Raw genomic sequence first — 13602 nt, 5'->3', positions numbered from 1 at the left:
GCTAAATCCTGCTGGCACCTTACCTAAACGTAAACTGCACTGCAACTCTTGTTCCCATGGCATAGAAAACCTATGTTATGACCAGGTAACTAAAAGAGGCGGGCAAATGGATATTGCAATTGTGGCGGCAAAACGTACGCCAATGGGGGCGTTTCAAGGGGCACTGGCAGAGGTGGCGGCCCCGGAGCTGGGGGCCTGTGCCATTGCCGCTGCGTTGGTACAGGGCGGGCTTGTTCCCGAGCAGATCGATGAAGTGTTTATGGGCAATGTGCTCTCGGCAGGTGTGGGACAAGCGCCGGCAAGGCAGGCGATGTTAAAAGCGGGATTGCCAGAGAGTGTGCCTGCTACCACGGTCAACAAGGTGTGTGGCTCCGGCATGAAGGCGGTGATGCTGGCGGCAGATTCCCTTCGTCTGGGCGATAACAAGGTTGTGGTGGCTGGGGGGATGGAGAGCATGAGCAGGGCCCCCTATCTGCTGGATAATGCCCGCAATGGTTTTCGGATGGGCCATCAACAGCTGTTTGATCACCTTTTCCTCGACGGATTGCAGGATGCCTATGATGGCCAGTTGATGGGAATACACGCCCAGCGCAGCGCCGATCATGCCAGTTTGACCCGCATTGCCATGGATGAGTTTGCCCTTGCGTCGTTGCAGCGTGCCCGCGCTGCGCAGCAAGCCGGCGCGTTTGCATCCGAGCTGGCAAGTGTCTATCGCGGTGATCGCTTGTTGCTGGCCGAAGACGAACAACCGGGCAAAGGGAGGCCGGAGAAGATCCCGACCCTGAAGCCTGCATTTGGTAAAGATGGCACCATTACGGCGGCCAATTCGAGCTCCATCTCGGACGGCGCGGCGGCGCTGATATTGATGGATGGTGCCACTGCGCAAGCTTGGCAGGTACCTGTACTGGCGCGGATCGTCGGTTATCAGAGCCATGCGGCATTGCCGGCCGAGTTCACTTCCGCTCCCGTTGGCGCAATATCCAGACTGCTGGCTCGTCTCGACTGGTCAGTGGATGAGGTTGACCTGTTCGAAGTCAACGAAGCCTTTGCCATGGTCACCATGCTGGCCATGAGCGGGTGCGGGATCCCCCATCACAAGGTGAATGTTCATGGTGGCGCCTGCGCATTGGGTCACCCGCTTGGCGCGAGTGGAGCACGTATTCTGGTGACGCTGATCTCGGCATTGAGGTTGCGGAGAGGGAGACGAGGCATTGCGTCTCTTTGTATCGGTGGCGGAGAGGCGACCGCTATTGCGGTAGAGATCCCTTAATCGCCGGTATCCATCGCTTGCAGTTGCTCGTTCACCCAGGTCGTTGCCGCGAGATAAAGGTGGCTTACCTTATCTTCATTCAACCCCAGGCGGGCTGTTCGGGCCGTGACTTTGGGCCAGTTGGCATTCTCGTAGTCTTCACAAAATGCGAGATAGAAACCGAGAGTGCCTTTGCGCTCGAGCAGCGCCAGCCGGATATCCTCGATCAGGGGGATAGTCCCCAGCAGCTTGTCCATCGGCTGCTCCATAAGCACATCCAGTAGCGAAAAGAGACCGGTGATAAACGCTTGCTGAGCCTGCAGGGTCGGCGCATGGGTATGCGCCAGCAACTCGCAGAAACGGGCACGGATCATCGACATCTGGTAGAGCTCGGCACTTTTCCCCTTGCCTGCACTGGTCGCAGCCACCAGTGAAACAAAACGCTTTAGCTGGGTATTGCCCAAGTATATCGCAGCCTGGCGAAACGAGGAGATGGGGTTGGCATGGCCTTTGAGATGATTGACATAGCGCAGCAACTTGAGTGACAGAGAGATATCCTGGCTGAGCAGTTGCTCGATCTTGTTGATATCGGGTTCTGTCTCGTTGACCACATTGAGCAACTGCATGACCACGACCTGGGCGGGCTCCATAGTGGCTTGTTTGACCATCTCGGGGCGGCTGAAGAAAAAGCCCTGAAACAGCTGGATCCCCAGCTTTTTGGCTCGTTCGAACTCAGCCTTGTCCTCAACTTTTTCTGCCAGATAGGTGAGTCCCAGCGCCTGATGGCGCTTGATGAACACCCTGATCTGCAACAGGGGCGTGTCACGCAGATCAAACTTGATGATGTGGATAAACGGGAGGAAGCGCTCCCAATCCGGCGACATGGTGAAGTCATCGAGTGCCAGCTGATAGCCCAGTTTGTGCAACTGCTTCACCTTTTCCAGCAGGGCATCATCCGGAGGGGCATCCTCCAGAATTTCGATCACCACCTTTTCGGGTGGCAGGCACTCGGCCAGTCCTTCCAGTAACAGTGAGTGGGGAAAATTGATAAAGCAGGGGCGGCCACCCAACAGCTGATCGATATTCTGTTGCAGAAACTGCTCGACCACCAACCGGGAGGTGGCTTGTTGTGAGGAGATGCTCGGGAAGACATTATTCAGGCTATCGCGAAAGAGCAGCTCATAGGCATGGGTATTGAGGTCTCTGTCGAGGATCGGCTGTCTGGCTACGTAGGAATACATGCCTTGCTCCAGTATGGGTACTGGGTTGATTTTATGGTGTTGCAGAACACTATGCCAGTTTTGACCCTGTTCGGTAAGGCAATAATTGGCATAGTGTTTTTCTGCAGGGAGGGAACTTAGAAGAGATAACTCATTTGGGCGCCAGCCAGCCAGGCATCTCCCTCGGAGGTGCCCTGGAAGGTGGAGGTGCTCTGCGGGTTGCCCGGTTGCAACTCCATTTTTTCAGTAACATCAACCTTCTTGCCATCGATCAGGGTTAACCCCAGATCCATGGTCAGGTTGGGGGTGAACTGATAACCCATCCCCAGGCTGTACCAGATCCGGTCGGCATCAGGAATGGAGATAGTACGGCGATCCGCTGGTACCGGGCTCGCATCGTAAGCAACTCCCGAGCGCAGCTGCCACTGGGGAGTCAGTTGATAGGTCATCCCGATCGCATAGCGCCAGCTATCTTCCCAGTGTTCATCCTTGATATGCATGTTGGGCAGTGTATCCAGATCGGCTTCCAGCTGGACAAATTTGCTCCAGTTGGTCCAGTTCAGGCTGCCATGGATCGCCAGTTTTTCGGTCAGCTGGTGAAATGCAGCAAGCTCTGCCGTTGCGGGTAGCGGAAGATCCAGAGAACCTGTGTCTTTTAGCTCCTTGCCGTTGGGCAGGCCAAGAATGGCATCACCCGAGAGTGTCAAATTGACATCGTGGCGGTATGAGAGCCCAATCCGGGTTTGCTCCGACAACTCCAGCAAGGTGCCGACATTCCAGCCCCATGCCCAGCCATCCCCTTGCAGATGTTTTGCTATCAGATTGCGAGAGGGGAAGGTGCCACCGACTTCGCCCTCGCCCTGAATAGCAGAGATCCCTGCGCCAATTGACCACATCTCATTGATGCGATAGGCAAGAGAGGTTCCCAAATCCATGGTCTTGATATCGGAAACATTGCCAAAGTGGCCGGCACTGTAGTTATCCGGCATCTTGATGCCAAGACCATAGTAAGAGGTGGCCGAGAAGCCGAGGCGCCACTGCTCATTCAGCGGGATGATGAGATAGGCGTTGGGCACCCAGGCCGAGGCCGCGATATCGTGTGCACTCGCATCGGAGGTGACGATGCCGGCTTGCGTCGGCAAACGTGTGTGGCCTTCGATATTGACGTCAGGGCTGACATAGATAGCTCCGCCAGACAGCGCCATCTGATCGAAACGGGTCATGGCTGCGGCATTGCGGGAGAGTACGCTGGCGTTATCCGCAATGGCGGCTTCACCGGCAAAAGCGCGTCCCAGGCCCGTGGCGGATTGTTCAGCCAGCTGGAACCCGGCGGCATGGGTTTGACCCGCGATCACCAGCAGGGCGATGGCGGACGGTTTGATGATGGAATGCATGGGAAAATCCTTGCTGTTACCCGAGGTTTCAATAGGTCATATGGATGGAGGCAGGATTTTATATGGTATGACCAGTAAGGCAACGCTCATGGTGGTTATCCGGAGAAAACAAGATTTAATGCTGGGATGATGTAGTCTAATAGCTTGATTGAAAAAGAAAAATAAACACGTGTGTGCTACAGCTGTGCGCTGAAACTGTTTTTTCGGATAAAAAAAGAGCGCCTGTCGGCGCTCTTTTCGGTGGCGTTCTAATCAGAACTTCATATTGAACTGGGCAGAGGCCAGGAAGGCATTGCCGTGGGAGGAGCCTTTCCAACGCAGAGGGTCTGAGTGGTTACGCAGACCTTCGTTGACATCAACCTCTTTACCGTCCAGATAGGCCATACCAAAGTCAATGCTCATATCAGTATTGATATGGTAGGTCGCGCCAGCGCTATACCAGACACGGTCAGAATCCGGGATGCTCAGGCTGCGGTATTCGGGCTCGATTGGGCTGTTGTCATAAGCAAAGCCAATACGCGCTTCCCAAGCCGGGTTGATATACCAGGTACCGCCGATTGAGTAACGAGTAGAGTCTTTAAACTTCTCATCCTTTTGCAGACATACGCCGCCAGCGCATTGGCCGCTGGTTGCTTTCAGCTCCTGGAAGGCACTCCAGTCAGTCCAGTTGACAGAGTAGTGAACGGCGAATTGCTGATTCAAACGGTGATAACCGGCAAACTCGGCCTGAGCAGGGAGATCCAGTTTCAGATTGCCATCAACAGTGCGGTTCCCTGAAGTGAGCCCCTGGAAGTCACCATCAAAGCTCATATCGACCTGTGAACGGTAGGTCAGAGCAAAGCGATGGTTCTCATTGACTTCGTACAGAGTGCCAACGTTCCAGCCAAAGCCCCAGGTATCGCCTTTCAGGTGAGCCAAGCGAGTATCTGTTGCCAGCGGGCCACCCTGGCTCGGTGGGTTCAGCGGACCCAGCAGACCAGCATAGCGGTTGAGTTCGGCAGCACCGTAAACGGCGTTGATACCGGCACCCACACTGAAGTGCTCATTGATGCGATAGGCGATGTTCGGGTTGATATTGAGAGTCATCAGTTCAGTATCACCGGCACCGGCACCAGCCGGGAAGGTTTTGGAGTACTCGGTAGATAGCCCGTAATTTGAGAAGAGGCCGATACCCCAAGCCCACTGGTCATTCAGCGGCTGAATAAAATAAGCGGCAGGAACGAATGCTGACGGAGCAATACCTGATTCGCTGGCAGGAACTGTACCCAGAGGCGTAGCAACGCTGCCATTCACATCGACATCCGGCTTGATGTAGGTGCCGGAGACAGAAACCGCCATCTTGTCGAAGGTGGTCATGGCAGCCGGGTTACGGGCCAGCACGGAGGCGTTGTCGGCGATAGCCGCTTCACCGGCATAGGCGCGACCCAGACCGGAGGCCGAGTGCTCGTTCAACTGGAATGCCGCGGCATGGACTTGACCGGTGGCCAGCGCGATGGTGGCGGCAATCAGGCTCTTCTTGAAAATAGTTGTCGTCATGGTGTTCTCTCTTGTAGGCAGATTTTTTTGCCGATATTGGCTGCACGTTCAATGCAAACCTCGACAAAATCCGTTTTTATTTCAGCTTCTTCCCAATCAATTCTGGCGTGATTCTATGGATCTGGTAGGAGGTAAGAAATCAGACCAGTGACAGCAGAATACATAAAAGTGATCGATGTGTTAATCATTTGTTTTAACTTGCTGTTTAATTCATCATTTTCAGGGTCTAAAGGCGGAATATTGACCTGGATTGCCGATCTCCGTCACAAAAATAATTTTGTCAATTTTTCGAAATCTTGAGGCAAATGAGTGACAAAGGGGAGTAAACAGGGAGGGAACAGGCAGCGTCTCGTGACCGCCGCCTGCTATTGAGGATGGCTCTGAGGTTGTTAACCAGCGATGTTAAATGTCCCACTGCAGACGTGACTGCAGGGCGTTGGCAACAGGGGCAAGTGGCTCTTTCATCTCGCCAATCAGTACCATATTGGCGCCTTTGAGCTGGACTATCTCCCCTTTGAGGGTGCCATCATCAAAGGTGTCCTGTTGCAGGGTTAATGGCACATGTTTGGGCACTAAAAAGAGAGTGACTGGCCCCATCTTTCCCTGGATCACCATGTGCAAGGCCGGTCCCTGATAAAACGAGCAGTGATTGACATAGGTCACCTTAAGCCCATCCATCCCGCTTAAGGTGGCGCCATACTTCTCCATCTTGGCATTGATGCTATGCAGATTGACCTGCTCATCGACACCTTCAATAAAGGGTTCTTCACCATAGACATGAGCCATCGCCACCTGTGCGAGGGAGAGGGCCGCAGGAGCCGTTTCTGGCAGCGTGATCCAGCGGGTGCTCATTCCCAGCAGGAAGGCGACCGATGCAGCCAGGGCGATCTGGCGCCAGGATGTCGATGTCCGGATCTTGACCGGTGCCGTGCCAAGGGGGCGGGATGGCGGCATATCATCTGGCGCGTCACTGTCTTGCAGCATGGCTTGCCTGAGCAGGATCCGCTCGGCCAGTCCGGCGGGAACCTCTACCTGCATGGTGCGCTTGAGGCTTCTGTCGAACTGCTTCATCTCGTCGAGGTAGTTCCGATTGGCCTGGCTTGCTTCAGCAGTTTTGAGAAAGTCCGGTTGTTGATCGTTGGGCTGGATCATGGCGTTGCGGCGAAATTCGAGTTCATCCATGTCCGTGTCCTCTTGCTTGGTTCTTCTGCTCCATCGCCTCCTTGATCTGGTTGCGGGCGCGAAACAGTCGGGTCATAACGGTGTTCTTGTTGAGGCCGAGCATCTCGGCAATCTCCTCACCACTGAATCCTCCCACGACTTGCAGCAGCAGTGGCTCCTGATACTCCTCGGGCAACCGGGCGATGTGACGGTGCAACCACTCGTTCTCCATCTCCTGTTCGCTGTGCAGCGCATCGTGCTGGGGTTGAGGGTGATCGTCGAGATCAATCAGTTCCAGCTGTTTGCGTTCAAAGCGGCGGGCGTTTTCCCGTCTGAGGATGGTGATCAGCCACCCTTTGGCTGCCTTGTCATCCTGCAGGGTGTCGATAGCCTTCCATGCTCGCAGAAAGGTCTCTTGCACCAGATCTTCCGCTACGTTGGGATCCCGGGTCAGCCAGTAGGCATACCGGTATAGATCGCCGTGCAGCGCATGAACCAGTGCTTCAAATTTGGTTTGTTTGTCAGCCATGGGATCAGAGACCGGCGAAATGGCCGGATCATTTCCACCAATATGCTGCTGAGCACGTTTTTTTCTAAAAAACAGCAGTGCCATAGAGCAATCCTTGTCAGGGGGCGTGGCGGCGGAAGCGGTAACTCCCGTGCGCCAGCAGGTAAATCAGGTGCGCAATACCGGCAGCTTCATCTGCCCTGAGGGTACGCGCCAGAGCGCGCCACTCGATGGGGGGGCCAGAAGAGGGTCGTGAAAAACAGGCTCGCTCGAGTGCGGCTAGCGCGTTGCCGAGCCGATTATGCCCAGCGTCAGGCAACTGGCCTAATTGATAATAGGAGACCTGCCAGCGCAAGGTCGCCCACCGGATCAGCGTCTTGCGACTGGCATCCGGCTGGTGTCGGGCAAGGGCTCGTTGCAGTTGATAGAAGGCGCGCCAGCGGGGCCCGTTGCGCCATAGCGTACGCAGCGTTATGGCCAGCACGACCCACCAAAGGCTCTCTCGCAGTGCCACCTGCGATGTCTGCTGATCAGGTTGCCGATTTGTCGTTGCCTGAAACGTCAGCGTGATGGCGGGCAGGCTGGCCTGCTCAATCCGGCCACTTTGGGTATTAAACCAGGGCAGATCAATGGGGGGCAGCTGGTAGTCGCCGCTCTGCTCCGCGACCAGAGTCTGGCGCCACTGTCGCTCAAACAGCAGCTTGCCATCTCGGTAACGCTCCTGCTGTTGCTCGCCATCGGGATGTGCCTGTATGCCGCTTGGCAGTTGATGGGCCATCAGGGGGGCAAGCTGGATCTGGCCGCTGTCACCATTTTCCATGGTCAGGGTGAGGATCCGGATCAGCGGTTCACCCACTTCCCCCTTGGAGGCCGGTTCAAGCCGTTGACTCAGGGTCAGCCGGGTGGCCACCGGCGTGGCGGGGGCCTTGTCAACCCTCACCTCGAGCGGTGCCGCGCGGGCCGAGAGTTTTTGCGGCTTGCTCCCCTGCTGCGTGAGCTGCCCCTGCAAGCGGGGTGAGTCGAGGAGCCATAGCCCAGGCGCTTTTGCCTGAACGAGCCAGCTGCGGGTGAGCCGGCCTGGTAGACCAGCCTGAGCGGGGGCGATCCACTCGTCGCTACCGAGGCGACGGATGGTGAAGCTAGCAGAGCTGAGTTCGCTCAGCGCCGGGTTTTGCATACTGGTGGGCAGCCACAGTGTCAGCCGGTAGATCACCGGCTGGCCGGGATAGAGCGGGCCCTGATGATCAAGGCTGGCCTGCATCTCGAGGGGCGAGGGGGCTGCGGGTTGCGGTAGTGCCGCTGTTTTCACCTCTCTCAATGGCAGGGTGAGCGAGGGGGTGAACTCATTTCCCAGCTTGAGCGGGGCAATCACCACCTCGGTATTTGCGGTTGAATTGCTCTGGTGCAGCGGGATCTGCCAGCGAGTCAGTTGTTGTACCGGGGTCGTGACCCGGCTCATGGTCACTCTGCCCACTGCAAATTGGCGCAGTAGGGGGGAGATCTCCAGCTCGTTGCTCTGGCGCTCGCCATCCGCTTCGATGATCAGCAGCCAATCGCTGGGGTCAGCCCCCGGCAGCAGCTCTGCCCGGGGGGGTAAGGCCCAGCAAAGTGGACTCGCCAGTGCGAGCAACAACCCCCATCCTGCCCGCGTCACCAGGGCTCCTCCACCTTGATAAGATCCCGGCGCAGCGCCTCTTTACGCAGTCGCTGCTCCAGTAGCAACACCGGGGGAGAGGAGGGCAAGGGCATTGCCGTCGCCTGCTGAGCTGCCGATGGTTCGGGCTGCTTGCTGTTACTGGTATCGGGAGCGGCCGCCGCTGTGCCCTGTAACAGAGAGAGGTTATAGAGCGCATCTTCATGGCCGGGTTCCAGTGCCAGGGCCGCCAGATAGGCCTCCTTGGCCGCGGCAAACTCCCCCAGCTGCAGCAGGGCATTGCCGCGGTTGTAGTGGGCGGTGGCACTCGCCGCTTCCTGATAGGCTGAGATGGCTTGCCGGTAGGCACCAGCTCGATACCAGGCGTTGCCGCGCCAGACTGGATCGTTGAAGGTGCGGGCTGCCCGCTGAAAATCCCCCTCTTGATAAGCCTGCATCGCTTGCAGGTCTCCCCTCTCTGCCGCTTGCAGGTCTTGTGGCGCAAGCAGCTGAGCACCCACCATCAGCGCCATCATCAACCGGGCGCCGACTCTGGCCAGCAAGGCCAGTGGTAACAAGGGGATCAGCAGCCAGGGGCCAAGATCCAGTGGTGCCGGGGTGAGGGCCGAGGTCGTGGTGGGGAGGGAAGCAAAGCGGGGTGTGTTGCTGCCAAGCCACTGCAGCTCACCGCCGAGGCGATTGGCCAGTGCGGCAATGGCCTGACTATCGGGGGCGGGCAACTGCGCGGGCATGCGGGCGGCAAACCCCAACTCATTGGCCGGAATGGCGGGCATGGGGGCCGGTTGACCACTGCTGGCAAGCAGAATATCGAGGCGTGCCGACTGGGTGTCGCGGCAAAGAAGGCGTTGCTGGCAGGGCCACAGGGCGGCGATTTGGGTCATCTGATTCCGGGTGAGGTCGTCGGTGATCAGCAGCAGACGCGCTTGTTCTCCAGGGGCCAGCTGCTTCATGGCAAGTTCCACCGCCCGTGCCGGGTTGCTGCCCTGCAGCGGCATGATATCGGGGCGCAAGTCGGGCAGCAGCAGCGAAAGGGCTTGATGATCCCGGGTGGGCGGCATGGCGAGGTAGGCATCGCCTGCGTAGAGGATCAGCGCGATGCGCTCGCCCTGAGCACGGCTCAGCAGTTGCTGCAACTGCCACCTGACCCGGGTCGCCCGATCCGGTTTGAGGTCGGTGGCGGTCATCGAGCGTGACAAGTCCAGCAGCCAGATATCGAGCGGCGCTGCAGGCTGCTGTTGCAGCTCGCCGCGCAGTGCCGGTCCGCTCAGAGCCAAAATGACGGGCAGTGTCGCCAACCAAAGCCAGGGGCGTTGAGGGTGGGATGCTGGCAGCAGATAAGCCTGCATCGCAGGTGCGAGCAGCGTGGGCTTGCGACGACGGCGCCACCCTTGCCAGAGCCAGGGGATGAGTGCGATCAGCCACAGGGGGCGGAGCAAGATCAACTCCATCTGCGTGCGCCTCGTGTCAGCCAGCTACGCACCATGCGAAACTCCAGCCTGCCGTGCCCTGACGGCAGAAGCAACAAGCCACAAAGCAGTGCCAACGGCCAGGGGTAGAGCTCGATCACCGGCTGGTACTGGGCAATCGGCATGGGGGCAGGTTCAAGGGCATTGATGGTCACGTTGATGGCATCGAGATCGCTCTGGGTGCGTGCCCGAAAGTAACGCCCTTGGCCTGTCTGTGCCAGCTCTTTCAGGAGCGGCTCGTCCAGTTCGCTGCTGGGATCGGCCTGACCACTGCCCGCCTCATCGTAGGGTTGAATAAAGGTATCGGGATCGGCCCCGACCCCCAGCGTGTAGATCCGTATTCCCTGCGCTGCGGCGAGTTTTGCCTCCTGCAGCGGGTCGGCATTGCCTGCGGTATTGCGGCCATCAGTGACCAGCAGCAGGGCGGTGGGGCGACCCGGATCTCCATGCTGACGTGCCAGCTGGATGGCTTCGCCAAGGGCGGTGGTTCGGCCGACAAGATCAAAATCGAGCTCGTCGCTCAAGGTCAACAGCGCCGGGATCTCCTGAGTGAGGGGAGAGAGCAGGTAGGCGTGATCGGCAAAGACAATGAGGCCCACCCTGTCTCCGGCCCGTTTGGCGATCAGCGTCTTGATCTGCTGGCGCACCGCCGTTAGCCGTGCTTGTTGCTCGCCGTTATCGAGCATATCAGGGGTGCGCATGCTGTCTGACAGATCCACCGCCAGCAGCAGATCCCGACTCCCTTCATATTGAATAACCGGTTCTCCCCACCACTGGGGGCGGCAGAGGGCGAGGATAAGGGCGCACCAGAGCAGCATGGCGCGCCAGAGCGGTAATCCGGCCTGAGGACGCAGCAGCGCAAACCCGGGGTGAGCCAGATAGCCGCGGCGCAGGGGCGGCAAGCCGAAGCGCACCAGCAAGGGCAGTACCAGCGCCAGCGCAAACCAGGGCCAGGCCAGGATCATGAATGCCTCCGTGCGGTTTTACGCCCCGAGCGGGGAGAGCGTTGCAAGAAGAGGGTCTGACCCCAGCGGCGATAATGTTGCCGCAGTTGTTCGCTCTGCTCGCGAGTCGGGTTCTGGCTGCCATAGAGCCAACTGCTCCAGTGAGACGAAAACTGGCTAAAATTGCTGCCGCCGTGACGATCGACGAAGGCGAGCCACGCCTCTCCCTGCAATTGGCGCGCCTCGGGCCAGCGTTGCAGTGCTTCATGACGCAGGGCCTCCTGTATGCGTGCCACCAGCAGCGCCGGATCTCCCTCCAGCTGATGACACCAGCGGCGGTAACGTATCACTCTCCGGGCAATCAAGACGATCAGCAGCAGCAATAACGCTGTGATCAATAGCCACAGTAGCGCCTGCACTCTGGGATCAAGACTCTGTTCAATCAGATCAGGTCCCGGGTGGATGTCGCGCATCAGGGCGGCCAGCGGCGGAGTGATGGCGTCGGAGGCTGGACTGGCGCTGTCGAGTTCGGCGGGCGAGATCATCCCTGATGACATAGCCCCTCCTGCCACTGCTGTTGCAGCGTCTGGCTGTTATCGAGCAGATAGAGGCGCTGCACCAATGGCAACAGCAACTGCTTGCCGTGGGCCAGCTGCTGCTCGGCGGCATGCCGGTAGCGCTGGGAGAAACCGGCATGGCTCCCATCCAGCCAGCCCTGATAGTGCTGCCCTGGCCGATCGATAGCCACTGGCAGCTGGCCGTCAGGGGGAAGGGCTGCCTCGAGGGGGTCACGGATCTGCCAATAGTGAATATCGTGGCGGCGGGAGAGCAGTTGCAATTGCTGACAGAGCGCCGACTCGCAGGATCTGTGATCGGTGATGATCGTCAGCTTGGCACCGTGAGGCAGCTTCACGCCGGACAAGGTGTCGCCCAGCGAGTGAGAAAGCGCCCGGCGGGCCAGCCCTTGCTGATAGTGATGGCAGAGGGATTCGAGCAGGGGCAGCACGCTGCCGCGCTGGCTCTGGTGATTTGGGATAAGCCCGTGGCAAATCAGGGTGTTGTGCAGCTTCTCCCCTTGCCAGATCAGGGCTGCAGCCAGCTCGCACCCCAGTCGCGCCTTGAGCTGCAGTGTGGAGCCGAAATACATGGCGGGAGAGAGATCGAGCAGCAGCCAGTGCGCCTGATCCAGCTCCTCGCTATAGAGGCGGGTATAGGGACGACCGAGGCGTGCGGTCACTCGCCAGTCGATATGGCGTACCTCGTCACCAGCCTGATAGGCGCGCAGCTCCCGAAACGTGAGTCCGGGAGAGCGGCCCGGTTTGCCGCGTTCGCTGCTGCTTCTGCCTGCGTGAGGTGGCTTCCTGGCCTTGGCCCATAGCCGGATATTGAGCAGCCGTGGCAGCGACAGGGCGATATCGGGATGCAGACCGGGTTCTAGGGGCATGGCACCTGATCCAGCAGTTGAGCGATCAGGATATCGTTATCCAGATTGTCGGCCAGTGCCTGATAGCTGGGAATAAGGCGGTGGCGCAGCACCGGATAGGCTTGCAGCTGGATATCTTCCGGTAGCACATAATCTCGTCCGGCAAGCCAGGCTCGGGCGCGGGCGGAGCGAGCCAGCCCCAGCGTAGCCCGAGGGCTGGCCCCTACGGCAATCAATGGCTCAAGGGCAGGGCAAAGGCCGCTGCCCGGGCGAGTGGCGCAGACCAGCTCCACCAGATAGTGCTCCAGTCGGCTTTGCATGGTTACCGCCAGCACTTCGCTGCGGGCACGCTGCAAGCTGGTCTGACTCAGGGTCACTGGTGCCGCGCCAAGCTGTTCGCCGCTGGCGTTGAGCTGCAAGATGGCGAGCTCCATGGTGGGGCTTGGGTAATCCACCATCAACTTGAGCAGAAAGCGGTCGAGCTGCGCCTCCGGCAGGGGATAGGTTCCCTCCTGCTCGATGGGGTTCTGGGTGGCGGCGACCATAAAGAGAGGTGGCAGCCGCCAGCTCTTTTTGCCCACGGTGATCTGGTGTTCGGCCATGGCTTCCAGCAGCGCTGATTGTACCTTGGCTGGCGCCCGGTTGATCTCGTCTGCCAGCACCAGATGGTTGAAGAGGGGGCCTGGCTGGAAAACAAAACTGGCATCCTGCGGGTGAAACACCTCGCTGCCGGTGAGATCGGCAGGAAGCAGGTCGGGGGTAAACTGGATACGGGCAAAGCGCCCTTCGACGGCGCCAGCGAGCGCCTTGACGGCGCGGGTTTTAGCAAGGCCGGGGGCCCCTTCGATTAACACATGTCCTTCACATAACAGGGCAATCAGGAGCCCTTCTATTAGCTCCTCCTGCCCCAGGATCTGACTGCCAAGATAGTCCCTAAGTGCTCTGAACTCGGCCGCTGCCATGCGATAAACCCGTTGTTTTTATGGAAGTTGATCTTTTTATACTCCAGTTGCTCCCCAAGGGCGAGCAAAGGGGCCTTGCCGTGCT

General features: G+C 58.7%; 12 protein-coding genes. 1 reads left to right on the top strand and 11 read right to left on the bottom strand.

The features are described from left to right. Positions 1 to 106 precede the first annotated feature (106 nt). Positions 107 to 1270 carry an acetyl-CoA C-acyltransferase gene (locus G5168_RS13330; protein ID WP_227342802.1) on the top strand — a complete coding sequence of 388 codons (1164 nt, stop codon included), beginning with the start codon at positions 107 to 109 and terminating at the stop codon, positions 1268 to 1270. Here G5168_RS13330 and G5168_RS13325 read toward each other — a convergent pair. The 11 genes from G5168_RS13325 to G5168_RS13275 all read right to left on the bottom strand — a co-directional run bounded on the left by G5168_RS13325 (position 1267) and on the right by G5168_RS13275 (position 13517). After that, the gene (locus G5168_RS13325) at positions 1267 to 2490 is read right to left on the bottom strand and encodes an EAL and HDOD domain-containing protein (protein WP_216953530.1); all 1224 of its coding nucleotides are present in this window, start codon (positions 2488 to 2490) and stop codon (positions 1267 to 1269) included. The genes G5168_RS13330 and G5168_RS13325 overlap by 4 nt on opposite strands. Before the next feature lie 116 nt (positions 2491 to 2606). Beyond that, a complete protein-coding gene (locus tag G5168_RS13320) occupies positions 2607 to 3863 on the bottom strand; it encodes an OmpP1/FadL family transporter (protein ID WP_227342804.1) in 1257 nt (418 codons plus the stop codon). Between the two features lie 252 nt (positions 3864 to 4115). Further along, on the bottom strand, positions 4116 to 5399 hold the full coding sequence (locus G5168_RS13315; protein ID WP_227342806.1) for an outer membrane protein transport protein: 1284 nt from the start codon (positions 5397 to 5399) through the stop codon (positions 4116 to 4118). Positions 5400 to 5801: 402 nt separating this feature from the next. Beyond that, positions 5802 to 6581 carry a DUF3379 domain-containing protein gene (locus G5168_RS13310; RefSeq protein ID WP_227342808.1) on the bottom strand — a complete coding sequence of 260 codons (780 nt, stop codon included), beginning with the start codon at positions 6579 to 6581 and terminating at the stop codon, positions 5802 to 5804. Continuing rightward, entirely contained in the window at positions 6574 to 7173 is a 600-nt protein-coding gene (locus G5168_RS13305; protein ID WP_204479196.1) for a sigma-70 family RNA polymerase sigma factor, read from the bottom strand. The genes G5168_RS13310 and G5168_RS13305 overlap by 8 nt, the downstream gene beginning before the upstream one ends. A 13-nt stretch (positions 7174 to 7186) precedes the next feature. After that, the gene (locus tag G5168_RS13300) at positions 7187 to 8698 is read right to left on the bottom strand and encodes a BatD family protein (RefSeq protein ID WP_204481353.1); all 1512 of its coding nucleotides are present in this window, start codon (positions 8696 to 8698) and stop codon (positions 7187 to 7189) included. Positions 8699 to 8718: 20 nt separating this feature from the next. Further along, the gene (locus tag G5168_RS13295) at positions 8719 to 10170 is read right to left on the bottom strand and encodes a VWA domain-containing protein (protein WP_227342812.1); all 1452 of its coding nucleotides are present in this window, start codon (positions 10168 to 10170) and stop codon (positions 8719 to 8721) included. After that, positions 10161 to 11153 carry a VWA domain-containing protein gene (locus G5168_RS13290; RefSeq protein ID WP_204479202.1) on the bottom strand — a complete coding sequence of 331 codons (993 nt, stop codon included), beginning with the start codon at positions 11151 to 11153 and terminating at the stop codon, positions 10161 to 10163. The genes G5168_RS13295 and G5168_RS13290 overlap by 10 nt, the downstream gene beginning before the upstream one ends. Next, entirely contained in the window at positions 11150 to 11689 is a 540-nt protein-coding gene (locus G5168_RS13285) for a DUF4381 domain-containing protein (protein ID WP_227342814.1), read from the bottom strand. The genes G5168_RS13290 and G5168_RS13285 overlap by 4 nt, the downstream gene beginning before the upstream one ends. Then, the gene (locus tag G5168_RS13280) at positions 11674 to 12576 is read right to left on the bottom strand and encodes a DUF58 domain-containing protein (RefSeq protein ID WP_227342816.1); all 903 of its coding nucleotides are present in this window, start codon (positions 12574 to 12576) and stop codon (positions 11674 to 11676) included. Before G5168_RS13280 ends, G5168_RS13285 begins: the two co-directional genes overlap by 16 nt. Then, a complete protein-coding gene (locus tag G5168_RS13275; protein ID WP_064341237.1) occupies positions 12567 to 13517 on the bottom strand; it encodes an AAA family ATPase in 951 nt (316 codons plus the stop codon). The genes G5168_RS13280 and G5168_RS13275 overlap by 10 nt, the downstream gene beginning before the upstream one ends. Positions 13518 to 13602 lie beyond the last annotated feature (85 nt).

The sequence above is a fragment of the Aeromonas sp. 600724 genome (assembly GCF_049175135.1).
GTDB classification, from domain to species: Bacteria; Pseudomonadota; Gammaproteobacteria; order Enterobacterales; family Aeromonadaceae; genus Aeromonas; species Aeromonas veronii_A.
This window is presented reverse-complemented; position numbering and strand designations above follow the sequence as displayed.

Coding starts and splice junctions, on each gene's coding strand:
- G5168_RS13280 (WP_227342816.1), bottom strand. CDS start 12,576: ATGCCCCTAGAACCCGGTCTGCATCCCGATATCGCCCTGTCGCTGCCA.
- G5168_RS13330 (WP_227342802.1), top strand. CDS start 107: ATGGATATTGCAATTGTGGCGGCAAAACGTACGCCAATGGGGGCGTTT.
- G5168_RS13305 (WP_204479196.1), bottom strand. CDS start 7,173: ATGGCACTGCTGTTTTTTAGAAAAAAACGTGCTCAGCAGCATATTGGT.
- G5168_RS13320 (WP_227342804.1), bottom strand. CDS start 3,863: ATGCATTCCATCATCAAACCGTCCGCCATCGCCCTGCTGGTGATCGCG.
- G5168_RS13295 (WP_227342812.1), bottom strand. CDS start 10,170: ATGGAGTTGATCTTGCTCCGCCCCCTGTGGCTGATCGCACTCATCCCC.
- G5168_RS13315 (WP_227342806.1), bottom strand. CDS start 5,399: ATGACGACAACTATTTTCAAGAAGAGCCTGATTGCCGCCACCATCGCG.
- G5168_RS13290 (WP_204479202.1), bottom strand. CDS start 11,153: ATGATCCTGGCCTGGCCCTGGTTTGCGCTGGCGCTGGTACTGCCCTTG.
- G5168_RS13285 (WP_227342814.1), bottom strand. CDS start 11,689: ATGTCATCAGGGATGATCTCGCCCGCCGAACTCGACAGCGCCAGTCCA.
- G5168_RS13275 (WP_064341237.1), bottom strand. CDS start 13,517: ATGGCAGCGGCCGAGTTCAGAGCACTTAGGGACTATCTTGGCAGTCAG.
- G5168_RS13310 (WP_227342808.1), bottom strand. CDS start 6,581: ATGGATGAACTCGAATTTCGCCGCAACGCCATGATCCAGCCCAACGAT.
- G5168_RS13325 (WP_216953530.1), bottom strand. CDS start 2,490: ATGTATTCCTACGTAGCCAGACAGCCGATCCTCGACAGAGACCTCAAT.